Annotated in this window: 20 protein-coding genes; 16 read left to right on the top strand and 4 right to left on the bottom strand. The window is 70.5% G+C overall.

Features of this window, described 5'->3' with window-relative positions; translation table 11 throughout:
- Nucleotides 1-36: 36 nt before the first annotated feature.
- Nucleotides 37-1,707 carry a 2-isopropylmalate synthase gene (locus ITJ66_RS03770; RefSeq protein ID WP_194644771.1) on the bottom strand — a complete coding sequence of 557 codons (1,671 nt, stop codon included), beginning with the start codon at nucleotides 1,705-1,707 and terminating at the stop codon, nucleotides 37-39.
- 138 nt (nucleotides 1,708-1,845) lie between these two features.
- On the opposite strand from ITJ66_RS03770, the gene ITJ66_RS03765 reads away from it, so the two are divergent.
- Both ITJ66_RS03765 and ppk2 read left to right on the top strand, forming a co-directional pair.
- On the top strand, nucleotides 1,846-2,523 hold the full coding sequence (locus ITJ66_RS03765) for a FadR/GntR family transcriptional regulator (protein WP_194643529.1): 678 nt from the start codon (nucleotides 1,846-1,848) through the stop codon (nucleotides 2,521-2,523).
- 180 nt (nucleotides 2,524-2,703) lie between these two features.
- The gene (ppk2, locus tag ITJ66_RS03760; RefSeq protein ID WP_137242521.1) at nucleotides 2,704-3,528 is read left to right on the top strand and encodes a polyphosphate kinase 2; all 825 of its coding nucleotides are present in this window, start codon (nucleotides 2,704-2,706) and stop codon (nucleotides 3,526-3,528) included.
- A 42-nt stretch (nucleotides 3,529-3,570) separates the two neighbouring features.
- On the opposite strand, the gene ITJ66_RS03755 is transcribed toward ppk2, so the two are convergent.
- The gene (locus tag ITJ66_RS03755; protein WP_194643527.1) at nucleotides 3,571-4,119 is read right to left on the bottom strand and encodes an ABATE domain-containing protein; all 549 of its coding nucleotides are present in this window, start codon (nucleotides 4,117-4,119) and stop codon (nucleotides 3,571-3,573) included.
- 53 nt (nucleotides 4,120-4,172) lie between these two features.
- Between ITJ66_RS03755 and ITJ66_RS03750 the strand changes: the two genes are divergently transcribed.
- The 11 genes from ITJ66_RS03750 (at nucleotide 4,173) to ITJ66_RS03700 (ending at nucleotide 15,702) form a co-directional block, all read left to right on the top strand.
- Nucleotides 4,173-4,580, top strand: a complete 408-nt coding sequence (locus ITJ66_RS03750) for a carboxymuconolactone decarboxylase family protein (protein ID WP_228501470.1) — start codon at nucleotides 4,173-4,175, stop codon at nucleotides 4,578-4,580.
- Nucleotides 4,577-5,497: a phosphotriesterase gene (locus ITJ66_RS03745; RefSeq protein WP_194643525.1), complete on the top strand. Its 921-nt coding sequence runs from the start codon at nucleotides 4,577-4,579 to the stop codon at nucleotides 5,495-5,497. The genes ITJ66_RS03750 and ITJ66_RS03745 overlap by 4 nt, the downstream gene beginning before the upstream one ends.
- A 209-nt stretch (nucleotides 5,498-5,706) precedes the next feature.
- Nucleotides 5,707-5,796: a K(+)-transporting ATPase subunit F gene (gene kdpF / locus ITJ66_RS03740; RefSeq protein ID WP_056009336.1), complete on the top strand. Its 90-nt coding sequence runs from the start codon at nucleotides 5,707-5,709 to the stop codon at nucleotides 5,794-5,796.
- Nucleotides 5,796-7,469, top strand: a complete 1,674-nt coding sequence (kdpA, locus tag ITJ66_RS03735) for a potassium-transporting ATPase subunit KdpA (RefSeq protein ID WP_194643523.1) — start codon at nucleotides 5,796-5,798, stop codon at nucleotides 7,467-7,469. Before kdpF ends, kdpA begins: the two co-directional genes overlap by 1 nt.
- A 95-nt stretch (nucleotides 7,470-7,564) precedes the next feature.
- Nucleotides 7,565-9,730, top strand: a complete 2,166-nt coding sequence (kdpB, locus tag ITJ66_RS03730; RefSeq protein ID WP_137242525.1) for a potassium-transporting ATPase subunit KdpB — start codon at nucleotides 7,565-7,567, stop codon at nucleotides 9,728-9,730.
- A 92-nt stretch (nucleotides 9,731-9,822) separates the two neighbouring features.
- Entirely contained in the window at nucleotides 9,823-10,431 is a 609-nt protein-coding gene (kdpC, locus tag ITJ66_RS03725; protein ID WP_194643521.1) for a potassium-transporting ATPase subunit KdpC, read from the top strand.
- Between the two features lie 76 nt (nucleotides 10,432-10,507).
- On the top strand, nucleotides 10,508-13,003 hold the full coding sequence (locus ITJ66_RS03720) for a DUF4118 domain-containing protein (RefSeq protein WP_194643519.1): 2,496 nt from the start codon (nucleotides 10,508-10,510) through the stop codon (nucleotides 13,001-13,003).
- Nucleotides 13,000-13,686: a response regulator gene (locus ITJ66_RS03715; protein WP_159877263.1), complete on the top strand. Its 687-nt coding sequence runs from the start codon at nucleotides 13,000-13,002 to the stop codon at nucleotides 13,684-13,686. Before ITJ66_RS03720 ends, ITJ66_RS03715 begins: the two co-directional genes overlap by 4 nt.
- Before the next feature lie 154 nt (nucleotides 13,687-13,840).
- Complete coding sequence (locus tag ITJ66_RS03710) at nucleotides 13,841-14,293, top strand: SRPBCC family protein (RefSeq protein WP_191940288.1); 453 nt, start codon at nucleotides 13,841-13,843, stop codon at nucleotides 14,291-14,293.
- Nucleotides 14,283-14,423: a hypothetical protein gene (locus ITJ66_RS03705; protein ID WP_159877259.1), complete on the top strand. Its 141-nt coding sequence runs from the start codon at nucleotides 14,283-14,285 to the stop codon at nucleotides 14,421-14,423. The genes ITJ66_RS03710 and ITJ66_RS03705 overlap by 11 nt, the downstream gene beginning before the upstream one ends.
- A gap of 43 nt (nucleotides 14,424-14,466) precedes the next feature.
- Nucleotides 14,467-15,702 carry an MFS transporter gene (locus ITJ66_RS03700; protein WP_194643517.1) on the top strand — a complete coding sequence of 412 codons (1,236 nt, stop codon included), beginning with the start codon at nucleotides 14,467-14,469 and terminating at the stop codon, nucleotides 15,700-15,702.
- Nucleotides 15,703-15,827: 125 nt separating this feature from the next.
- On the opposite strand, the gene ITJ66_RS03695 is transcribed toward ITJ66_RS03700, so the two are convergent.
- Nucleotides 15,828-17,282, bottom strand: coding sequence for a threonine/serine exporter ThrE family protein (locus tag ITJ66_RS03695; RefSeq protein ID WP_228501718.1), 1,455 nt, complete (start codon nucleotides 17,280-17,282; stop codon nucleotides 15,828-15,830).
- A 146-nt stretch (nucleotides 17,283-17,428) separates the two neighbouring features.
- On the opposite strand from ITJ66_RS03695, the gene ITJ66_RS19715 reads away from it, so the two are divergent.
- The 3 genes from ITJ66_RS19715 to ITJ66_RS03680 all read left to right on the top strand — a co-directional run bounded on the left by ITJ66_RS19715 (nucleotide 17,429) and on the right by ITJ66_RS03680 (nucleotide 21,823).
- Entirely contained in the window at nucleotides 17,429-18,850 is a 1,422-nt protein-coding gene (locus tag ITJ66_RS19715; RefSeq protein WP_228501468.1) for an HNH endonuclease signature motif containing protein, read from the top strand.
- Between the two features lie 94 nt (nucleotides 18,851-18,944).
- Nucleotides 18,945-20,369 (top strand): APC family permease, encoded by a 1,425-nt coding sequence (locus ITJ66_RS03685; RefSeq protein WP_194644768.1) that lies wholly within the window; start codon nucleotides 18,945-18,947, stop codon nucleotides 20,367-20,369.
- A gap of 83 nt (nucleotides 20,370-20,452) precedes the next feature.
- On the top strand, nucleotides 20,453-21,823 hold the full coding sequence (locus ITJ66_RS03680; protein ID WP_124768438.1) for an LLM class flavin-dependent oxidoreductase: 1,371 nt from the start codon (nucleotides 20,453-20,455) through the stop codon (nucleotides 21,821-21,823).
- A 299-nt stretch (nucleotides 21,824-22,122) separates the two neighbouring features.
- Here ITJ66_RS03680 and ITJ66_RS03675 read toward each other — a convergent pair whose 3' ends face one another.
- Nucleotides 22,123-23,214, bottom strand: coding sequence for an alpha/beta fold hydrolase (locus ITJ66_RS03675; protein WP_194643513.1), 1,092 nt, complete (start codon nucleotides 23,212-23,214; stop codon nucleotides 22,123-22,125).
- Between the last annotated feature and the right edge of the window lie 365 nt (nucleotides 23,215-23,579).

Here is a 23,579-nt window from a genome sequence, read left to right as displayed (position 1 = left end):
TCGACGCCCTCAGCCTCCCAGCGTAGGGCAGGGCGACTACCGGCTCGCAGCGTTGACGACGGCGCGGACCGACGCCTCCAGCACGGAGCGATGGCGCCCGGCTGCCCACACCGTCTGCGGGCCACGGCGGACCTCGAGGAGGGTCAAGGCCTCGGCGCCGCTTCCGGAACTGAGCGAGGTCTGATGCAGGGAGACGATCTCGACGTGGACGCCGTGGTCGGCGAGGAGACGGGTCGCCGCCTCGACCGGGCCGACGTCGGCGAAGGTGGCCTCATGTCGGTCGCCGTCGATCCGGAGACCGACCGTCGTCCGCGAGGTCTCGCCGGTCGTCGCCACATCGACCTCGAGCAGCTCGACCCGGGACGGCGTCGCCGACAGGTAGCTGCGCTCGAACGCCGCGAGCAACGCCTCGGCGTCCAGTTCGCGACCGGTCTCGTCCGCCTGCTGCTGGACGCGACGCGAGAAGTCCACCTGGAGACGACGGGGCATCTCGATGCCGTAGTCGCGCTCGAGCAGGTAGGCGATGCCGCCCTTGCCCGACTGCGAGTTCACCCGGATGACCGCCTCGTAGCTCCGGCCGAGGTCCGCGGGGTCGACCGGCAGGTAGGGCACGCGCCACGGGAGGTCCTCCGGACGGCTGCCGGTCGCCTCGGCCCGCGCTCGGTGTTCCGCGAAGCCCTTCTTGATCGCATCCTGATGCGTCCCCGAGAACGCGGTGTGGACGAGGTCGCCGACGTAGGGGTGGCGCGGGTGGATCTCGATGCGGTTGCTGTGCTCCACGACCCGACGGATGTGGTCGATGTCGGAGAAGTCGATCATCGGGTCGACGCCCTGGGCGTGCAGGTTGAGCGCGAGGGTCGCGAGGTCGACGTTGCCGGTCCGCTCGCCGTTGCCGAAGATGCACCCTTCGACGCGTTGAGCGCCCGCGAGGACCGCGAGTTCAGCGCACGCGATCCCGGTGCCGCGGTCGTTGTGGGGGTGGACCGACAGGATGACGGCGTCGCGACGGTCGAGGTTCCGGTGCATGTACTCGATCTGGTCCGCGTAGACGTTCGGGCTCGCCGCTTCGACGGTCGCCGGCAGGTTGAGGATCACCGGTCGGTCCGTCGAGGCGTCCCAGAGGGTCGTCATCGCGTCGCAGAGTTCGAGGGCGTAGTCCGGCTCCGTCAGGTTGAAGACCTCCGGGGAGAACTCGAACCGCACCCCGTCGAGATCGCCGGCGAACTCGAGGACGTCGGCGCCGCCGGCGAGGATGAGCGCGCGGAGTGAGTCGCGGTCGTGTCCGAGGACGACCTCCCGCCAGAGCGGCGCCGTCGCGGTGTACAGGTGGATGACGACCGGGTTCCGGATCCCACGGATCGACTCGACGGTGCGCTCGATCAGGTCGCGGCGGGCCGGTGTGAAGACCACGATCGTGACGTCCTCGGGAGCGATGTCGGTCTCGGCGATCAGGCGGACGAAGTCGTAGTCGGTCTGCGAGGCGGAGGGGTAGCCGACCTCGATCTCCTTGTACCCCATCGTGACCATCAGCTCGAAGAAGACCCGTTTCCGCTCGGAGTCCATGGGTTCGGCAAGCGCCTGGTTCCCGTCGCGCAGGTCCACCGGCACCCAGAGCGGCGCCTCGGTCAGTCGTCTCGACGGCCAGGTGCGGTCGAGGAGGGGGACGTCCACCCGCGAGTACAGGTCCTGGTAGCGATGGGACGGCATCTGGGAGTGCCGCTGTCGGTTCCAGCTCGGCGCGGAGGGCGGGACAGGACCGGCGGGGGTGGAGAGTCGGGAGTCTGCGGGGATCACGCGGCTACGCTAACACAACTTGTCAGACAAGCTGAGGACTATGATCGAGTCATGGACACGGTGCACCGCGAATCGCTCTCCGACCAGGTCGCACGCTTGCTGCTGCAACGCATCCAGGCCGGCGAGTGGGAGATCGGCCAGAAGCTGCCCGGCGAGACGACCCTGGCACCGCAGCTCGGCGTGGGCCGGTCGACCATGCGCGAGGCGATCCGTCAGCTGGCCGGCCAAGGCGTGCTCTCGACCCGGCAGGGATCGGGGAACTTCCTCGAGGCGCGCACGCCTGTCCAGGATTGGGACGCGCTCGTCCTGCGGACCGCGATCGGCTCGGTCGTCGAGGCACGCATCGCCATCGAGTGCGAGGCGGCTGCCCTCGCCGCGCAACGCCACACGGCGTCCGATCTGGCCGCCATCCGGGCAGCGCTGGCCCATCGGAACGCTGATCGCGCGACCATCGAGGGGCGGGTCGACGCCGACACGGCGCTCCACCGGAGCATCGTCGCCGCGAGCGGGAACGAGATCCTCACCGAACTGTTCGACACCTTCGCCGAGCGCAGCCGCGAGGCGATGATCCAGATGCTCCGCCTCAGCGGCGAGCCGGGGACGGACCACGACCAGCTCGTCCACGAGCAGATCGTGCAGGCGGTCGCCGATCGCGATGCCACCGCGGCGTTCGACCGCAGCCGCACCCATCTCGTCGCCCTCCGCGACGGGTTGACCCGTTCGGACTGATCGCAGCGCGCGCGTGACTATACGCCTGTCGGCGCACGGATGACACGCCCCCACGGATATCGATCGGCAGGCGCAGGCTGGGCGTGAGTACCGCTCCGCCGGGGCGGGCACCGAGCACTGCACCAACGCGCCGATCAGGCGTCGAACCAGTCCTCGCGGGGACGGGCGGGAACACGCAGCATGTCGAAGGCTCCGAACCGGAACAAGCCACCCAAACGCATCCGGAAGGACCGCTACGAAGCGGAACTGGAACGACTCCAGATCGAACTGGTCGCGATGCAGCGCTGGGTGATCGAGACCGGCGCACGGGTCGTCGTGGTCTTCGAGGGCCGAGACGCCGCAGGCAAGGGCGGCGCGATCAAGCGCATCGTCCAATATCTGAACCCGCGTTCGGCACGGGTCGCCGCCCTGCCGACCCCTGGTGAGCAGGAGCGCGGCCAGTGGTACTTCCAGCGCTACGTCCAGCACCTGCCCACGGCGGGCGAGATCGTGCTGTTCGACCGCTCGTGGTACAACCGTGCCGGCGTCGAACGGGTGATGGACTACTGCACCCCTGAGCAGTACCGGCGATTCCTCCGCCAGACTCCCGTGTTCGAGCGGATGCTCGTCGAGGACGGCATCATCCTCATCAAGTACTGGTTCTCGGTCTCCGACGACGTCCAGGAGCAGCGGTTCCGCTCGCGTCTCGACGACCCGATGCGTCGCTGGAAGCTGTCCGACACGGACCTCCAGTCGATCACCCGCTGGGAGGACTACTCGCGCGCCAAGGACGAGATGTTCGAGGCCACCGACCACGCGGACGCACCCTGGTGGACGATCGAGAGCGACGACAAGCGGGCGTCCCGGTTGAACGCGATCTCGCACCTGCTCTCTCAGATCCCCTACGAGCAGCGCGCCCCCGAGCCGATCGACATCCCCGAGCGGCCGGGCGCCGACGGGTACGACCGACCCGCGCGCGAACGGTACCGGTACGTGCCGGATCACGCCCACACGCTCGGGCACTGAGCATCGCGGGCACTGCACGTCGCGGAGGAGGGTCGGCCCGAGTCAGTCGGCGCTCGGGCCACCCTGTCGTGCGCGGTGGGCGCGGACCCGACCCCGACTGGCACAGGCCGGCGACGGACACCAGTGCCGCCTGCGGGAGGTGTCGAGGAACACCCAGCGACAGTCGACCTCGGCGCACTGATGCAACAACGCCCGGTCCGGCCCCTGCAGCATGACCAGTGCCTGGATGGCGATCGCGGCGAGCGCCGCGTCGAGCGGGACGCCATCCGGAGCGGGACCGCTCCACAGCGCTCCGGCCGACCTCGACGCGTGCCCACGCACCTGCGCGAGATCATCCGGGGCCGGTTCGCGCCCGGCGACCGCCGCCATCGCCAGCTCGCGGAGCGCTTCCCGCAACCGCACGAGGCGGTCGAGGTCGTCGGAGCTCAGCTCGCCAACCACCCCGAACCCGACCAGGCCGAGCCACCGCCGTCCCGCCTCGGGCGTCCCGATCCGCTCCACCGGCCGCGTTCCGAAGCTCTGTCCCTGCGTGGCGAGCAGGTTCAGCCAGGTGGCTCCGCCGTCGAAGCGGAAGTCGGTCTCGGTCGTCATGGTTCGAGTGTAACGTGTCAACCGTTACAGCTGGGACGAGGGAGGGAGCGACGATGCGGGAAGAGACGATGCACGAGGTGTTCGATGTGGCGGCCGGCCGCGAACGACTGGCGGAGCTACAGGACGAGACGACGACCTCGGCCTGGCGCGCGACGGTCGATGCGGCGGCGCCGGGCTTCGACGAGTGGATCGTCGGCGCCGTGTTCGGTGGGACGTACCAGCGCGAGGGCCTGACCCCACGCGACCGACAACTGCTCATCATCGGTGCGCTGACCGCGCTCGGCGGCGTCGACCCGCAACTCAGCGGTCACCTCACGACGTCGCTCCGGATCGGCATGACCCGGACGGAGCTCGCCGAGGCGCTCGTCCACCTCGTGCCGTATGTCGGGCTGCCCCGGGTGATGGCGGCCCTGCGACTCCTCCCCGAAGCGGCGACCGGCGTGGATGCCGACACGCGATGACCCGGGTGATCCGCACGGTGCTCGGCGACATCGACCCGGCCACCGCGGGCGTGGTCGACTCCCACGACCACCTCTTCCTGCGGACACCGGTCCTGGCCGGTGAGGACCTCGTCGAGGAGCCTGACGCCACGACCGCGGTCGAGCGGTTCGCAGCGGCGGGCGGCAGGACCGTCGTCCAGTGGACGCCTCGAGGTCTCGGACGCGGCCTCCCGGCACTCCGGCGGATCAGTGCGTCGACGGGGGTCCACGTCGTGGCGGCGACCGGACGACATCTGCGACGCGTCTACCCCGACGGTGCTGCGGAACCCGCGCGCTCGGCCGACGATCTCGCCGCGGCGTTCATCGACGACGTCGACCGGCACGGGTGCGGACTGATCAAGATCGGTGTCGGCGTCGACCGCCTCGCCGAGGACGAGCGGGTCGCGTTGCGGGCCGCCGCGATGGCGCATCACGCCACCGGTGTACCGATCGCGGTACACCTCGAGCAGGGAGCGGCGGCCAACCTCGTCCTGGCGGCGCTGGATGCCGACGAGGTGGACCCGAGGTCCATCGTCCTCGGACATCTCGGCCGCAACACTCACGTCGAGCAGATCCTCGATGCCGCGCGTTCCGGCGCGTGGGTGTGCCTCGACACGCCATCGCCGGCTCATCCGATGGACCCCGCTCGACTGGCGCGGATCCTCGAAGCCCTCATCGACGACGGGCATCTGCCCGCACTGCTCCTCGGCGCCGACACGACCACGTCCACCTCCCGCGCTCGGCCGGAGGAGTACGGTCCGGCGGCGCTCCTGACGACCGTCGCACCGCAGCTGGCGCGGGCCCTCGGCGCCGAAACGGTGTCGACGATCACCCGCGACAATCCCGCCCGCGCGTGGGCGTTCGAGCCCCGCGCACCACGCACCGTAGGGAGGTCGTGAGGATCCACGCGGAAGGCGTATGGAAACCGTGAGGACCGCCGTCGGAGGTCGTTGACGGGTGTTGGCTCTGAGCTGTCCCGAACGGGACACAGCACCACGCACCCGCACCACGCACCCACTGGAGTCCTCTTGCTCGACCTCGTCTACGTGCTCGGCGTCATCGCCGTGTTCGCTCTGGTCGGCCTCGTCGCCCGGGGAGTGGAGAGACTGTGATCGTCTTCGAACTCCTCGCCGCCGTCCTGGCCGTCGCCGCCGTCGTGTACCTCGTGTACGCGCTCGTGAAACCCGAGAGGTTCTGATGCAGACCCTCTTCGCGATCCTCCAGGTCTCTACCCTCGTCCTGGTCCTCGTGCTGCTCTACCGTCCGCTCGGTGAGTACCTCGCCCGGGTGTACACCTCCAGTAAGGACTTCGCCGTCGAGCGCGGCTTCTACCGCGTGATCGGTGTCGACGCCCGCTCCGAGCAGACCTGGCAGGCCTACCTCCGCGGGGTGCTCGCCTTCTCGCTCGTCGGCGTCCTCCTCGTCTACGCCCTGCAGCGAGCCCAGGCCGTCCTGCCCTTCGCGCTCGGCCTCCCCGCCGTCCCCGAGGGCCTGTCGTTCAACACGGCCGTGTCCTTCGTCACGAACACCAACTGGCAGTCGTACTCCCCCGAGGTCACGATGGGCTACACCGTGCAGCTCACGGGCCTCGCGGTGCAGAACTTCGTGTCCGCGGCCGTCGGCATCGCGGTCGCCATCGCCCTCGTCCGCGGCTTCGCGAGTCGCCGCAGCGGCACCATCGGCAACTTCTGGGTCGACCTCACCCGCGGCACCCTCCGCGTGCTCCTGCCGCTCTCCGTCGTCATGGCGGTCGTGCTCATCGCGGGCGGGACCATCCAGAACCTCAACGGCTTCACCGACGTCACGACCATCACGGGCGCGACGCAGACCATCCCCGGCGGGCCGGTCGCCTCGCAGGAGGCCATCAAGCTCCTCGGCACGAACGGCGGCGGGTTCTTCAACGCGAACTCCGCGCACCCCTTCGAGAACCCGACCGCCTGGACGAGCCTCGTGCAGAACATCCTCATGCTCGCGATCCCGTTCTCCCTGCCGCGCACCTTCGGCCGCATGGTCGGCGACCACAAGCAGGGCTATACGATCCTCGCGGTCATGGGCGTCATCTTCCTCGCCTCGTTCTCGATCCTCACGGCGCTCGAAGCCCGCGGCCTCGGAGCGGCACCGATGGCGGCCGGCGGCGCGATGGAGGGCAAGGAGCAGCGCTTCGGCGTCTTCGCCTCGACGCTGTTCGGCTCGACCTCGACACTCACCTCGACGGGTGCCGTCAACTCGATGCACGACTCGTACACCGCACTCGGCGGCATGATGCCGATGATCAACATGATGCTCGGCGAGATCGCCCCCGGCGGCGTCGGCTCAGGCCTCTACGGCATGCTCGTCCTCGCCGTCATCGCCGTGTTCATCGGTGGGCTGCTCGTCGGCCGGACGCCGGAGTACCTCGGCAAGAAGATCGGCCCACGGGAGATCAAGCTCGCGAGCCTGTACATCCTCGTGACGCCGACCCTCGTGCTCGCCGGCACCGCACTGAGCTTCGCCATCCCCGGCGTCCGCTCGGACGTGGAGACGACGTCGATCTGGAACCCGGGCCTCCACGGCCTCTCCGAGGTCCTCTACGCCTTCACCTCTGCGTCGAACAACAACGGTTCCGCGTTCGCCGGCCTCACGGCGAACACCCCGTGGTTCAACACGGCGCTCGGTGTCGCCATGCTCCTCGGCCGCTTCGTCCCGATCGTGCTCGTCCTCGCGCTCGCCGGTTCGCTGGCCGCACAGGACCGGGTCCCCTCGACCGCCGGAACGCTCCCGACCAACCGGCCGCAGTTCGTCGGCCTCCTCACCGGTGTCGCCGTGATCATCACCGCACTCACCTACTTCCCCGTACTCGCGCTGGGTCCCCTGGCGGAAGGGCTGTCATGAGCCAGGTCCACGACGCACACCGCGTGATCATCACCGCACTCACCTCCTTCCCCGTACTCGCGCCAGGTCCCCTGGCGGAAGGGCTGTCATAAACCATGTCCACCACGCACACGCTTCCCGCCCCGGCGGAACCCGAGCAGGAGCAGGACCACCACCACGAGCCCGCGAAGGCCGCGTTCGGCCCGGCACAGCTGCTCGCCGCGACCCCGGGCGCCTTCCGCAAACTCGACCCGCGACTCATGGTCAAGAACCCGGTCATGTTCATCGTCGAGGTCGGGGCGGCACTGACGACCGTCCTCGCGATCGCCGAACCGTTCCTCGGTGGTGCGCAGGAATCCGGCGGGTCGGCCGTGCCGGCGTCGTTCACCTGGGGCATCGCGATCTGGTTGTGGCTCACGGTCGTCTTCGCGAACCTCGCTGAGTCCGTGGCCGAGGGACGCGGCAAGGCGCAGGCAGACAGCCTCCGCAAGACGCGCACCTCGACCATGGCGAACCAGGTCACGGCCTACGACGCCTCGGCGGACCCGTCCGCGGAGCACGCCGCCGTCGGCCAGGTCTCCTCCGCGGACCTCACCCTCGGCGACGTCGTCGTGGTGACCGCCGGCGAGCTCGTCCCGGGCGACGGCGACATCGTCTGGGGCATCGCCTCGGTCGACGAGTCGGCGATCACGGGCGAGTCGGCCCCGGTCGTCCGCGAGTCCGGCGGCGACCGCAGCGCCGTCACGGGCGGCACCCGCGTGCTGTCGGACCGCATCGTCGTCCGCATCACCTCGAAGCCCGGCGAGACCTTCGTCGACCGCATGATCGGCCTCGTCGAGGGTGCGGCGCGGCAGAAGACGCCGAACGAGATCGCGCTCAACATCCTGCTCGCGAGCCTGTCGATCGTATTCGTGGTCGTCGCGCTCACGCTCAACCCCATCGCCTCCTATGCGGCTGCTCCGGTCAGCGTCCCGGTCCTCATCGCCCTGCTCGTCTGCCTCATCCCGACGACCATCGGCGCCCTGCTCTCGGCCATCGGCATCGCCGGCATGGACCGACTCGTGCAGCGGAACGTCCTCGCGATGTCCGGCCGCGCGGTCGAGGCCGCCGGCGACGTCACGACCCTGCTGCTCGACAAGACCGGCACCATCACCTACGGCAACCGCCAGGCGGTCGAGTTCATCGCCCTCCGCGGTGTCACGCCGGAGGAACTCGCGCAGGCCGCAGCCCGGTCCTCGCTCAGCGACCCGACGCCCGAGGGCAAGTCGATCGTCGACCTCGCGGCCGAGCGTGGCATCCACCTGGACGGGTCCGGGGCCGGCGAGATCGTCCCGTTCACCGCGCAGACCCGCATGAGCGGCCTCGACCAGCCGGACGGCGCACAGATCCGCAAGGGCGCCGGCTCGGCCGTGCTGGCCTGGGTGGAGTCGTTCGGCCCCCTCGCCGACGCGACCCGCGCCGAGCTCCAGGAGCACGTCGAGGCGGTGTCCGCCGGCGGCGGCACCCCGCTCGTCGTCGCGCAGACCGACACCACCGGCACCGCGCGGGTGCTCGGCGTCGTCCGACTGAAGGACGTCGTCAAGGCCGGCATCGCGGAGCGGTTCGCCGAGCTGCGCGCCATGGGCATCCGCACGGTCATGATCACGGGTGACAACCCGCTCACCGCGAAGGCGATCGCCGCCGAGGCCGGAGTCGACGACTTCCTGGCCGAGGCGACGCCCGAGCAGAAGCTCGAGCTCATCCGCAAGGAGCAGGAGGGCGGCAACCTCGTCGCGATGACCGGTGACGGCACGAACGACGCTCCGGCGCTCGCACAGGCCGACGTCGGTGTCGCGATGAACACGGGCACCTCCGCTGCGAAGGAGGCCGGCAACATGGTCGACCTCGACTCCGACCCGACGAAGCTCATCGACATCGTCCGGATCGGCAAGCAGCTGCTCATCACGCGAGGCGCCCTCACGACGTTCTCGATCGCGAACGACGTCGCCAAGTACTTCGCGATCATCCCGGCCATGTTCGCCGGGGTGTTCCCGGGGCTCGCACTGCTCAACATCATGCAGCTGCACTCCCCCGCGTCGGCGATCCTCTCGGCGATCATCTTCAACGCGATCATCATCGTGATCCTGATCCCGCTGGCCCTCCGCGGGGTGAAGTACCGCCCGCTCAGCGCCTCGAAGGTCCTCAGCCGGAACCTGTTGGTCTACGGGCTCGGTGGCGTGATCGCGCCGTTCATCGGCATCAAGCTGATCGACCTCGTCGTCACCCTCATCCCCGGCTTCTGAGCCGACGACCCAGATCAAGCTGATCGACCTCGTCGTCACCCTCATCCCCGGCTTCTGAGCCCCACCAAGCACACGAAAGCAGACAGAACATCATGAGTGCATCCCGCAGCGGCATCGCCCAGTACTGGGTCGCCATCAGGGCCATGCTCGCCCTCACCGTCGTCCTCGGCGTCGGCTACCCCCTTATCGTCACCGGCATCGGGCAGGCGACGATGTCCTGGCAGGCGAACGGATCCGCGGTCACCGAGGGTGGCACGACGGTCGGCTCGGCGCTCATCGGGCAGTCGTTCACCGACGCCGACGGCAAGCCGCTGGCGCAGTGGTTCCAGTCGCGTCCGTCGGCGGCCGGCGACGGCTACGACGGTGGCGCGTCGAGCGGCAGCAACCTCGGGCCGGAGAACACCGACCTCGTCGCCTCGATCGAGGAGCGCCGCGCGGCCATCGCCGCCTTCGAGGACGTCGATCCGTCGAGCATCCCCGCCGACGCGCTGACGGCCTCCGCGTCCGGTCTCGATCCGCACATCAGCCCGGCCTACGCGCTGCTGCAGGTGCCCCGTGTCGCCGCCGAGCGCGGCCTCGACGAGGACGAGGTCCGTGCCCTCGTCGAGCGTCTGACGCAGGGCCCCGACCTCGGCTACCTTGGGGAGTCCACGGTCAACGTCCTGCAGCTCAACCTCGCCGTGGCCGGACTGAACGGATAATCATGCAGCGCGGACGACACAGCGCGGCCCCCGGGGTCGGCAGGCAGAGCGCCATGCTCCAGGAGAACTGAACACCATGCAGCGCGGACGACTCCGGGTGCTCCTCGGCGCGGCCCCCGGGGTCGGCAAGACCTACGCCATGCTCGAGGAGGGGCACCGCCTCGCCGGGGAGGGCGTCGACGTGGTCGTCGCGGTCGTCGAGACCCACGGTCGGGCCGCGACCGCTGCCTTGACGGAGGGGCTCGAGACGCTGCCGCGTCGGGGCGTCGAGCACCGGGGTGTGACGCTCGACGAGATGGACCTCGAGGCCGTCCTCGCACGCCGCCCCGGACTCGCGCTCGTCGACGAACTGGCCCACACGAACGCCCCCGGCTCCACGAACGAGAAGCGCTGGCAGGACGTCGAGGCCCTGCTCGCCGCCGGCGTCTCCGTGCTCTCGACGGTGAACATCCAGCACATCGAGTCGCTGAACGACGTCGTCCGGCAGATCACCGGGGCGCCGCAGCGGGAGACGATCCCCGACGCCGTGCTGCGGGCGGCCGACCAGATCGAACTCATCGACCTCGCTCCACAGGCACTCCGCGACCGGCTCGCCGGCGGCCGGGTCTACCCGGCCGAACGGATCGACGCCGCACTGTCCAACTACTTCCGCCTCGGCAATCTCACGGCACTGCGCGAGCTGGCGCTGCTGTGGCTGGCCGACGAGGTCGACTCCGCCCTCCGCGACTATCGCGCCGAACACGGCATCGACAGCACCTGGGAGGCGCGTGAGCGGGTCGTCGTGGCCCTCACCGGCGGCCCGGAGGGCGAGACCCTGCTCCGACGCGGCGCCCGGATCGCCGCCCGTTCCTCCGGTGGCGAGCTCATCGCGGTGCACGTGACGACGCAGGACGGCCTCCGCACCGCGAACCCCGGCGCGCTCGCGCAGCAGCGGGCGCTCGTCGACACCCTCGGCGGCACCTTCCACCAGGTCGTCGGCGACGACGTGCCGCGCGCGCTCGTGGACTTCGCGAAAGCGGCGAACGCGACGCAGCTCGTCATCGGCGTCAGCCGGCGCAGTCGTCTGTCCGCCGCGGTCACGGGGCCCGGCATCGGCAACACGGTCATCCGCGAGTCGGGCAACATCGACGTCCACATCGTCAACCACGAGGCGGCTGGCGGCAGGTTCCGACTGCCGAAGCTCGGCGGTGCCCTGAGCGCACGGCGCCACATCGCGGGCTTCGCGCTCGCGCTCATCGGCGGGCCGCTCGTCACCTGGCTCCTCCACCTCGCCCGCACCGAGGAGTCGATCACGAGCGAGGTGCTGTCCTACCAGCTCCTCGTCGTGCTGGTCGCGCTCGTGGGCGGGTTCTGGCCGGCGGTGTTCGCGGCCGTCCTGTCCGGGGTCACGCTCGACTTCGTCTTCGTCCAACCGCTCTACACCGTGACCATCGACGACCCGGCGCACCTCGTCGCGCTCGTGCTCTACGTCGTCATCGCGGTGATCGTGAGCGGCGTCGTCGACCTCTCGGCCCGGCGCGCTCGCACGGCCAGGCGCGCGGCGGCGGAGTCCGAGCTGCTCGCGACGGTCGCGGGCAGCGTGCTCCGCGGCGAAGGCGCCCTGCAGGCGCTCGTCAGCCGGACCCGTGAGTCCTTCTCGCTCGCCGGGGTGCGCCTCGTCGCGGGTGAGCAGGTCCTCGCGGTCGACGGCGAACCGACCCGCGGAGGCGACTTCACGAGCATTCCGATCGGCACCCGCGCGGTGCTCGAACTCCACGGCGGGGTGCTCGCCGCGTCCGACCGCCGCCTGCTCGCCGTCATCGCAGCGCAGCTCGACGCCTCGCTCGAACACACCGATCTGCGCGCCACCGCCCAGGAGGTCGGCCCGCTGGCCGCGACCGACCGGGTGCGGAGCGCGCTGCTCTCGGCGGTCAGTCACGACCTCCGGCGCCCCCTCGCCGCCGCGACCGCCGCCGTCACCGGCTTGCGCGCGACCGATGTCGAGCTCACCACGGCTGACCGCCAGGACCTCCTCGAGACCGCCGACGACAGCCTGCGCACGCTCGCGGCCCTCGTCACGAACCTGCTCGACGTGAGTCGTCTCCAGGCCGGCGTCCTCGCCGTGACCGTCGCGCCGATCGACGTCGAGGACGCGATCCTGCCGGCGTTCGACGAACTGGGCATCGGGCCGCAGGACGCCGAGCTCGACCTCGCACCCGACCTCCCGCCCGTCCTCGCCGACGCCGGCCTCCTCCAGCGCGTCATCGTAAATCTCCTGACGAACGCGCAGCGTTTCAGCCCGGACGACACCCCCGTCCGGATCGCGACGAGCGGGTTCCGCGACGCCGTCGAGATCCGCATCGTCGATCACGGCCCGGGCATCGCGCCCGACCGACGCGAGGACGTGTTCGTCCCCTTCCAGCGCCTCGGCGACACCGACAACCTCACCGGGCTCGGCCTCGGACTCGCGCTGTCGAAGGGCTTCGTCGAGGGGATGGGTGGCACACTCGAACCGGAGGACACGCCGGGTGGGGGCCTCACCATGGTGGTGTCGCTGCCGGCGACACGTGATCAGGAAGGGACCGCTCGATGAAGATCCTGATCGCCGACGACGACCCCCAGATCCTCCGGGCCCTGCGCATCACGCTCACCGCCCGCGGCTACGAGATCATCACGGCCGAGGACGGCACCGCTGCGCTCAACGCCGCGACGACGCACCGCCCCGACCTGTACCTGCTCGACCTCGGCATGCCGGGGCTCGACGGGCGGCAGGTGATCGAGGGCCTCCGCGGCTGGACCGACGCGCCCATCCTCGTGGTGTCCGGTCGTGCCGGATCGACCGACAAGGTCGAGGCCCTCGACGCCGGAGCCGACGACTACGTGACGAAGCCCTTCGCGATCGACGAACTGCTCGCCAGGATCCGCGCCCTCACCCGGCGGGTCCCCGGCGCCGAGGCCGAACCCACCGTGCGGTTCGGCGACATCGTGGTCGACCTCGCTGCGAAGCAGGTCACCAGGCAGACCCCTGGTGCGTCCCCGGCCACCGTCCGCCTGACGCCGACGGAGTGGCAGGTGCTCGAGCTGCTCATCCGGAACGCCGGCAAGCTCGTGACCCGACAGATGCTGCTCACGGAGATCTGGGGTCCGACGCACGTGACCGACACCGGCTACCTGCGCCTCTACATCGCGCAGCTGCGGAAGAAGCTCGAGCCTGAGCCGGCCACTCCCCGCCACCTGCTCACCGAGGCCGGCATGGGGTACCGCTTCCAGCTCTGAGCGAGCGCTCGCGTCGCGACGGGCAGGGTAACAGGTTGCAGCGCCCGAGGCCATGCCCCCGGAATCGCAGCTTGCACGCGTACCGTCGCAGTCGCGTCCGGGCTTTCCGGACGAGACCCATGCAGGTACCGCAGAACCAGAGAGGATGGCGCCCATGACCCAGGTCATCGAAACCATCGACGTCGACGTTCCCGTCTCCGTCGCCTACAACCAGTGGACCCGCTTCGAGGACTTCCCCAAGTTCCTCGACGAGGTCGACTCGATCACGCAGGTCACCGACACCCTTACCGAGTGGACGGTCAGCGTCGCCGGACAGACCCGCACCTTCGAGGCGGAGATCACCGAGCAGCACCCCGACGAGCGCGTCGCCTGGACCAGCACTGGTGGCGAGGTCGACCACGCCGGCGTCGTGACGTTCCACCGCCTCGAGGAGGCCAAGACGCGCGTCACCGTGCAGCTCGACTGGGAGCCCAAGGGGCTCCTCGAGCACCTCGGCGCAGCCGTCGGTGTGGCCGGCCATGCGGTCAAGAAGGACCTCGGCAACTTCAAGCAGCTCGTCGAATCCGAGGGCCAGACCGGACAGGGATGGCGTGGCGATGTCAAGTGACGGCCCCCGCCCCGGTCCCCCGCACACGCACGACGACGACGTGAAGCACGATGTGCCGAAGCCCGAGGAGGTCGACCCCGAGACGGGGACCGACGCCGAGGGCGACCCCGTCGAGAACCCGTCGGGCTAGCAACACGCCCGTCACGCCGCATCACCGCCTCTAGGCTCGGAGCATGAGTGCTCGCGCCGGTCAGGCGAACCCCCGCCCCGCGCTGTCCGCCCCTCTTCGGCGGCGGCGCGGGGCGATCTTCGTCTTCATGCTCACCGTCGGCGTGGGCCTGTCGTCCTTCATCGTCCGGACGCCCGCCGTCCGCGACCTCGTGCACGCGAGCACCGCCGAGATGGGACTCATCCTCTTCGGGATCTCCGTCGGGTCGATGACGGGCATCCTGTCGTCCGCGGCGCTCGTCCGCCGGTTCGGTGCGCGTCGCCCGATCATCATCGGCGGGGCGGCGTTCGTCATCGGCCTCGCCCTCCTGGCGCTCATGGCGGGTGCCGGGCAGGGCGTCGGCGTCTTCCTCGGTCTGATCGGCATCGGTCTGGGCTTCGGCCTCGCCGAGATCGCGATCAACATCGAGGGCGCGATGATCGAGCAGCTGTCCGGGCGGTCCATCCTGCCCGTGCTCCACGGCTGCTACAGCCTCGGGTCCGTCATCGGCTCGGTCGCCGGCATCGCGCTCACGGCGATCGCCTTCCCGGTGATGATCCATCTGCTGATCGTCGCGACCGTCGCGCTGGTGGCGCTGCTCTGGGCGATCCCGAAGATCCCGGCCGAGACTGGACGACAGGCGGACACGGGTGCCGGCTCCCCCGGCATCCGAGCGCAGCTCGCGGTGTGGAGGCAGCAGCGCGTGATCTTCCTCGGGCTCATCGTGCTCGCCCTCGCGCTGGCCGAGGGCGCCGCCGGCGACTGGTTGCCGCTCATCATGGTCGACGGGCACGGCACCACCGCGGCCGTCGGATCGATCGTCTTCGCCGGGTTCGCACTCGCCATGACGATCGGTCGATTCGCGGGCGAACCCCTCCTCGCCCGCTTCGGCAAGGCCAACGTGCTGCGGGTGAGCGCGCTGGTGTCGGCGGTCGGGATCGCGCTCGTCGTGTTCTCCGACAGTGTCCTCGTCGCGGGACTTGCGGTCCTGCTGTGGGGGCTCGGTGCGGCGCTCGGCTTCCCGGTGACCCTGTCGGCGGCGGGTGAGAGCGACGATCCGACGACGACCGTCGGGGCGGTGGCCTCGGCCGGCTACGTCGCATTCCTCGTCGGGCCGCCGTTGCTCGGATTCCTCGGGGAGCACTTCGGTCTGCGCGGCGCGATGATCGTGGTGCTCGCCGTCGTCGTCCTGGCGTCGTTCCTGACGTCCGCGGCGAAGCCCCAGGAGCGGCAGCGTACGGCCTCGCCAGCCGGTCCCTGAGCCGCAGTCACCGGTCCCTGAGTAACACCATCCCGGTCCCTGAGCCTGTCGAAGGGCGCACTTCGACAAGCTCAGTGACCGGGACCGCTCGGAAGTGACCGGGACCGCTCAGCGGCCGGGGCCGCTCAGCGCGGGTGCCGCTTGGAGCGCCGGATGTATCCGGGCAGCAGCACGCGGCCGGAGACGCCCGTGCGGCGGGCGAGGATCTCGCCGAGCGTGACGCCGGCGGCGAGCGCGAGGCCGGTGAGGCCCGCCTGCAGCAGCTGTTCGATCCCCTCGGAACCCTGCTCGCCGTTCACGAGCGCGAGCATGCCGCGGTAGATCGCGAGCCCGGGCAGCAGCGGCACGATCCCACAGATGGTGAGGATGATCGCCGGGATGCGCAGCCGCGGGCCGAGCGCCTCCGCGGCGAAGCCGATGATGAGCGCGGCGAGCGCACTGGCTGCGGCGGGCGCGACGCCACTGCCGGAGACGAACACGAAGATGGAGAACGCGATCGCGCCGGTGACCCCGGCGAAGAACGCTGCACGGAGGGCCGCCTGCGAAGCCATCGCCCAGGCAGCGGAGGCCACGGCCGCGCCGACGATCTGCACGGCGACGGGCCACGGGCTCACCGGGAGGTCGAAGAGGACCAGGGAGATGCCGAGGCGCCGGGCGAGGTCGAGGACGCCACCGATGCCGACCACGATCCCGATGGTGAGGAGCATCACCTCGACGAGCCGTCCGCTCGCGGTGACCGGGAACCCGTTGATCGCGTCGTCGGCCGCTCCCACCAGGGATGCACCGGCGAGGAGGACGACGATGCCCGACGCGACGATGAGGGCGGGCGGCAGGGCCGAGAGGTCGTCCGGGACGTACGGGCTGAGGATCGAGATGAGCACGGCGACCGTCGTGGCGATGGCCGCTCCGGTGAGTTGGAGGAAGAAGACGGGCAGCTTCCAGACGTTCAGGGCCCGGAACGCGCTGTCGATGAGTGCCGTGGTGGCTGCGGCGAGCAGCATCGAGACCACGCCACCGCCGAGGAGGACCGCGACGACCGCCGCCATGGTCGACAGCAGCACGGTGACGAAGCCGCGGCGGTAGGTCCGTCGTGCGGTGAGGATGCGGTCGAGGTCGCGGTGGGCGGCGCCGAGGCGGGCGTGCAGTTCGTCGCGGAGGTCGGCCTCGTCGTCTCGGGCGACGTCGGTGACCGTCATGATCGGTTCGGATCGGTTGGTGATGCCCTCGGCGACCACGACGACCTTGGCGAGGCGGTCGAAGTCGGCGGAGGGCGAGCGGACCACGCGGAGCACGGTGACGCCCGGTGACAGCTCAGACCCGTCGTGCGCGATGAGGATGGAGGTGAAGGTGAGGTCGACCTGGCATTCGAGGTCGAACGCGCGGCACACCCGGCGGATGGCGTCGGTGACCTCGGCCGCTGCGGCTCCGAGCGCCAGCATCGACTCGCCGATCCGGCCGGCCAGCTCGAGCACCTCGCGCACGGGCCGTTCCGCGTTGAGGCGGACGACCGCCTGTTCGTCGACGCCCTCCGGCGCCGTTCCTCGGACTCCCCCGGCCAGCTGACTCAGCAGCGAACGCATACCCACCCGCTCATCGTACGAGCCGCCGGTGACGACCCGCTCGCCCTGGCGTCCGGCGGTCGTCTGTGCGAGGCGGCGGGCGAGTCTGAGTGACTCGCATCCTCGTGATCATCTCGAATGTCAGTGGTCCATGTTGGACTGGAGTCATGACCGAGACCGCCACGTTCGAGGGCCCCGAGGTGCACGAGCGCTCGGGGTATCCGGAGCACCCGGAACACCCGAGCGATGCGTTCGCGGCTCGGATGGCGTCGTTCACCGACCGCTTCGTCGACCTCGCCCGGCGGCGCGCGGCGCTCGACGCCGAGGAGGCGCGGCTGCTGGCCGAGGCCTTCTCCTACGCCGATGCGACCGCGTCAGCGCTCGTCTCCGCGAGCACCACCTCGACCGACGCCCGCGACCTCGCGAGGCGGTCGATGTGCGCGTCGCTCGCGATCGCCACGAGGATGTCCGAGCCGACGCTCCAGGCGCGGGTCGGCGACGCCGAGGCGCTCGTCCACCATGCACCCAGCGTGCTCCAGGCGCTCGCGGAGGGTTCCATCAGCGGCGGTCACGCCCGTGCGATCACCGACCAGCTGCGCGACGTCCCGGTGGAGGGCCGCGCGGTGTTCCTGGAGCAGGTGCTGCCTGTCGCCCTTCGGTCGACGACCGCACGCCTCCGGCAGCGCGCGAGGGTCGTGCGGGAGCGGCTGCACCCCGAATCGTTCACCGCCCGACGCACGCGCTCGATCGCCGACCGCCGTGTCGAGCTCGAGGCTGCGGCCGACGGCATGGCCTGGCTGCACCTGTTCACCACCGCCCCGCTGGCGCACGCGATCAGGAACCGCCTCGACGCCGTCGCGGTCCCGGCGCGGATCGCCGGCGACCCCCGCACGCTCGCGCAGCTGCGCGCCGATGCCCTCGCGTCGCTCGCCGTCGCCGGCACGGTGAGCGACGACGTCGGTCCCATCCCGGTCGACCCGGAGACGACCGGGACGTTCACGTGGCTCCCCGGTTCAGCGCCACTCGACGACGCCGCCAGGATCGCCGACGAGGCGGTCGCCGCCGGGGCCGACCCCCTGCTCGCCGAGCCCGTCGGCATCGAGGCCCGCATCCGAGCCACCGTCCAGATGACCGTCCCGGTACTGTCCACCCTCGGCGTCACCGACGAACCCGGCATGCTCGACGGCTACGGCCCGATCGACCCCGACACCGCCGCCCGACTCGCCGTCACGGCCCCTTCCATGACCCGCATCCTCACCCAACCGGAAACGGGAGCCGTCGTGTCCGTCGGCCGCGAGCAGTACCGGGTACCGGCAGATCTCGCGCGTGCCGTCCGCCTGCAAGACACCACGTGTCGGGCTCCGGGCTGCGGACGAGCCGCCCGGAACTGCGACCTCGACCACTCGGTCGCCTGGCAGGACGGCGGCACGACAGCGGTCGACAACCTGGCCTGTCTCTGCCGACATCACCACCGGCTGAAACACCTGCCGGGCTGGAAGCTCGAACACCGACCCGGCGGCATCCTCACCTGGACCACACCCGACGGCCGACGACACGAGACCAGACCCGAGCTCGCCGAGACGGGGTGAGTGCGAGCGCGCCCGACGCTCCCCGCACCCACGGTTACCATGGATACCCGTGACCAACCGCCGACTCCCGCTCCACGCGCAGCTGCGCCGGCGCATGCCGCTCGTCCGACTCGGGACGGATCCCGCCGACTCGGGGACGTCGCTCCGCCGTTCGCTCGGTGTCTGGCAGCTCACGATGATCAGCGTCGGCGCGACACTCGGCACCGGCATCTTCGTCGTCCTCGGCACCGCCGTCCCGCTCGCCGGGCCCGCCGTCTGGATCGCGTTCGCGGTCGCCGGGCTCGCAGCACTCCTGTCGGCCCTGTCCTACGCCGAGATGGCCGGTTCGGTGCCGGTCTCCGGATCCAGCTACTCCTACGCCTACGCGACCATGGGTGAGGGCGTCGCCTGGGTGTGCGGCTGGTGCCTCGTCCTCGAGTACGGGGTCTCCGTCGCCGCGGTCGCCGTCGGCGCCGGGCAGTACGTGAACGAGGCGCTCGCGGTGTTCGGCCTGGGACTGCCGCCGGCACTCGCGAACCCGATCGGCGTCGCCGACGGACTGATCAACCTGCCGGCCGCCGCCCTCGTCCTGCTCGCGATGCTGCTGCTCGTCCGCGGTGCGAAGGACAGCGCCTGGGCGAACACGATCATGGTGTTCGTGAAGCTCGCCGTACTGCTCGTCTTCGTCGTCATCGCGTTCTCGGCGTTCTCGCTCGGCAACTTCGAACCGCTCGCGCCCATGGGGGTCGCCGGTGTCGCGGCAGCCTCCAGCCGACTGTTCTTCTCCTACATCGGCTTCGACGCGGCGTCGACCGCCGGCGACGAGGCGACGAACCCGCGTCGCGACCTGCCGCGCGCGATCATCCTGTCGATGGTGATCGTCACCGCCGTCTACATCCTCGTCGCCATCGCCGCGATCGGTGCCCGGCCGTGGACCGAGTTCGCCGACGACGAGTCCGCGTTCGTCGGCATCCTCACCGAGATCACCGGTCAGCCGATCGTCGCCCTGTTCTTCTCCATCGGCGCGGTCATCGCCATCGCGAGCGTGGTGCTCACCGTCTACTACGGGCAGACGCGCATCCTGTACCGGATGGCGCAGGACGGCATGGTACCGCGGGTGTTCTCGCGCGTCGGTCGCCGCAGCGGGACGCCCGTCGCCGGGACCGTCATCGTCGGAGCGGTCGTCGCGGTGGTCGCGGCCCTCATCCCGCTCGGCGAGCTCGCCGACGCCACGAGCATCGGCACGCTGTTCGCGTTCGCCCTCGTGAACCTCTCGGTCATCCTGCTGCGTCGCCTGCGTCCCGATCTCGACCGCAGCTACTCCGTCCCGCTGTTCCCGGTGGTCCCTGCGCTCGGCATCGTCATGTGCCTCGGGTTGATGGTGTCGCTCGGAGGGACGACCTGGATCGTGTTCCTCATCTGGATGCTCGTCGGCGCAGCGCTCTACCTCGGATACGGGCGTCGGCACTCGACGGTCGGTGCCCTCAGCGACGCGGAGTACGCCGAGGCTATCGCCGCGGAGGACCCCTCGCGCAGGTAGTGCGCTGCGCCCAGATGACGCCCTGTTACGGGCGAGGCCAATTGCCAGGCGACGTCCGGGACTCGTGATGCAGGATCGTGCGTATGACCCGACAGATCCGCTTCAACGCCTTCGACATGAACTGCGTCGCCCACCAGGCGTCGGGGATGTGGCGTCACCCCGACGACCGCTCGAGCACCTACAAGGACCTCTCCTACTGGACGGATCTGGCGCAGCTGCTCGAGCGCGGCAACTTCGACGGCATCTTCATCGCCGACGTCCTCGGCACGTACGACGTCTACGGCGACAGCAACGAGGCGGCGATCCGCAACGGCGCACAGGTGCCGGTGAACGACCCGATCCTGCTCGTGTCGGCGATGGCCGCGGTGACCAAGCACCTCGGCTTCGGCGTCACGGCCGGCACCGCCTATGAACACCCGTACCCGTTCGCGCGGCGCATGTCGACGCTCGACCACCTGACGAAGGGGCGGGTCGGCTGGAACGTCGTCACCGGCTACCTGCCGAGTGCGGCGCGCAACATGGGGCACGACGACCAGCTCGAGCACGACGAGCGGTACGACGTCGCGGACGAGTACCTCGAGGTCCTCTACAAGCTGTGGGAGGGCTCGTGGGAGGACGACGCCGTCGTGCGCGACCGCGAGACGGGCGTGTTCACCGACCCGACGAAGGTCCACGAGATCGGCCACTTCGGCAAGCACTACACGGTGCCCGGCATCCACCTGTCCGAGCCGTCCACGCAGCGGACGCCGGTCATCTACCAGGCCGGTGCGTCGCCGCGCGGCATCCAGTTCGCCGCTGGCAACGCGGAGGCGATCTTCGTCGGTGCGTCGACGAAGGCGGGGTTGAAGGCGACGGTCGGCCGCATCCGCGACGCTCTGGAGGCCGCTGGTCGTGACCGGTACTCGGCGAAGATCTACACGCTGCTGACGATCATCACCGACGAGACGAGCGAGAAGGCCCAGGCGAAGCACGAGGACTACCTGCAGTACGCGTCGCAGGAGGGTGCGCTCGTGTTCATGTCGGGCTGGATGGGCATCGACCTGTCGCAGTACGACCCGGAGGAGCCGATCGGCAACGTGAAGAGCAACGCCATCCAGTCGGCGGTCGCCAACTACCAGGCGGCCAACGAGGAGGGTGGCGAGTTCAAGGTGAAGGACATCGCGCGCATGGGGGCGATCGGTGGGCTCGGTCCGCGGATCGTCGGCAGTGCGTCGGAGATCGCCGACACCCTGCAGGAGTGGGTGGAGGAGACCGACGTCGACGGCTTCAACCTCGCCTACGCGATCACGCCGGGCACCTTCGAGGACATCGTCGAGTTCGTCATCCCGGAGCTGCGTCGTCGTGGTGCCTACCCCGAGGAGTACGTCGAGGGCAGCCTCCGCCACAAGCTCCACGGCCGTGGCGACCGTCTCCCCGAGGAGCACACCGGGGCCCGCTACCGCTACGCGAAGTAGGTCCGGCCCCGCCGGTCCCGGAGCCTCAACCACCCCGGTCCCGGAGCCTGTCGAAGGGCGCTGGTCCCGGAGCCCCAACCACCTCGGTCCCTGAGCTTGTCGAAGGGCACCACGCACCCAACCGACAGCGACCCGCTCCCCCAACCATCCCGGTCCCTGAGCCTGTCGAAGGGCACCACGCAGCCAACCCGCTCCGTCCGCCGTCCCGCTCCCCCAACCACGCCGGTCCCTGAGCCTGTCGAAGGGCACCTGGACTCACCCCGCCCTTCGACGAGCTCAGGCACCGAGGAGCACTCCGATCAGCGCGCTCCGAGCCACTCCCGCACGGCCACCTCGAACGCCTCCGGCGCGACGTTCCACTCCAACCCGTGCGGCGCAGCGGCGACCTCGACGAGCTCGAACGAGGGTGAACGGTGAGCGACGGCCCGCGTGAGCTCCACGGGGATCGTCGTGTCGCCGGGCGAGTGGATAGCGAGCGTCGGCAAACCGTCGATCGGCCCGGCGGACAGCGCGCGGACCGGAACCGCGCCGCGCACCCCGGCGGATCGCGCCAGCACCGGCGTCGAGAGTGCGGCGAGCGCCGAGTGCACGAGCACCCGCGGCACCCCGGCGACCGCAGCCGCATGGAGCACCGTCTCGCTGAGGCCGAGCATCGGCGAGATGAGGATCGCCCCATGTACCACCTCGGGTCGCTCGCGTGCAGCCGCAAGGCTCAGGGCGGCGCCGTAGGACCACCCGCAGACGATGACCCGTCGCGCACCGAGCGCTACGGCGTCGTCGATGGCCGCGATGACGCGGTCGACGTCCGTGGCGTCAGCCCCGGAGCGACGCTCGGCGAACGCGGACCCGAGGCAGGTGACGAGCGACGGCAGGCCTGCGCGCTGCACGGCCTGCACGGAGCGGAGAGTCGCGAGCGGCGAGGCCCCGAGTCCGTGGGTGTGCACGACCCAGGTCATGTCATGTGCGGCGCTGTCGGCGTCGCCGTCGAATCGCCACGCCCCTGACCGCGCCCTCGGAACCCGCGCCTCGTCCACCCCGAGGTCCGCGGGCGTCACGGCTGCGCCGGTGAACCGCGCACGGGTCGCTCCGGCTGGAACCCGGCCGGCGATCACGGCTCGCATCACGGAACCGTCCGTCGTCTCGCGACCGATCACGGGCCCGACGATGACTCGCGAGCCGTCGTCGAACTCGAGCCCGTATCGTCCCGGCAGCTCGGTGGCAGCGTTCCGTTCGAGCCGCACGGTCTTCGGAGACGAGGTCGGCAACACGTCGCTGTAGTGCACGCGCCCCGCCCCGATGACGCGCCGGGCGACCATGGCGCTCGCGATCCCGAACCCGGCGACGGCAACGGCGGCGAGGCCGGCCACGACGACACCTGTACTGCGCTTCACGTCACACCCTCGATCCCGTCCCGCTCGGGGAACGGTGAACCAGCCTAGCTCCGGGCACCCCGGAGGTCCCTGGCACCCCCGACCCGACCCCGACGACCTCACCAGTCCTGGTCCCCGGTCCAGCACCACTCCCCGGTCCCCGGTCCAGCACCAACCCCCGGTCCCTGAGCCAGCACCAATCCCCGGTCCCTGAGCCAGCGCCAATCCCCGGTCCCTGAGCCAGCGCCAATCCCCGGTCCCTGAGCTTGTCGAAGGGCATACGACGACACCCCGCCCTTCGACAAGCTCAGGGACCGAGGGTGAGACTCACGGGCCGAACGGTGCCCGCACGCAGGGACCGGACGAAGGCCACCTCTTCATGTACG

It is taken from the genome of Plantibacter sp. VKM Ac-2885, from assembly GCF_015351205.1.
Classification (GTDB): domain Bacteria; phylum Actinomycetota; class Actinomycetes; order Actinomycetales; family Microbacteriaceae; genus Plantibacter; species Plantibacter auratus.
This window is presented reverse-complemented; position numbering and strand designations above follow the sequence as displayed.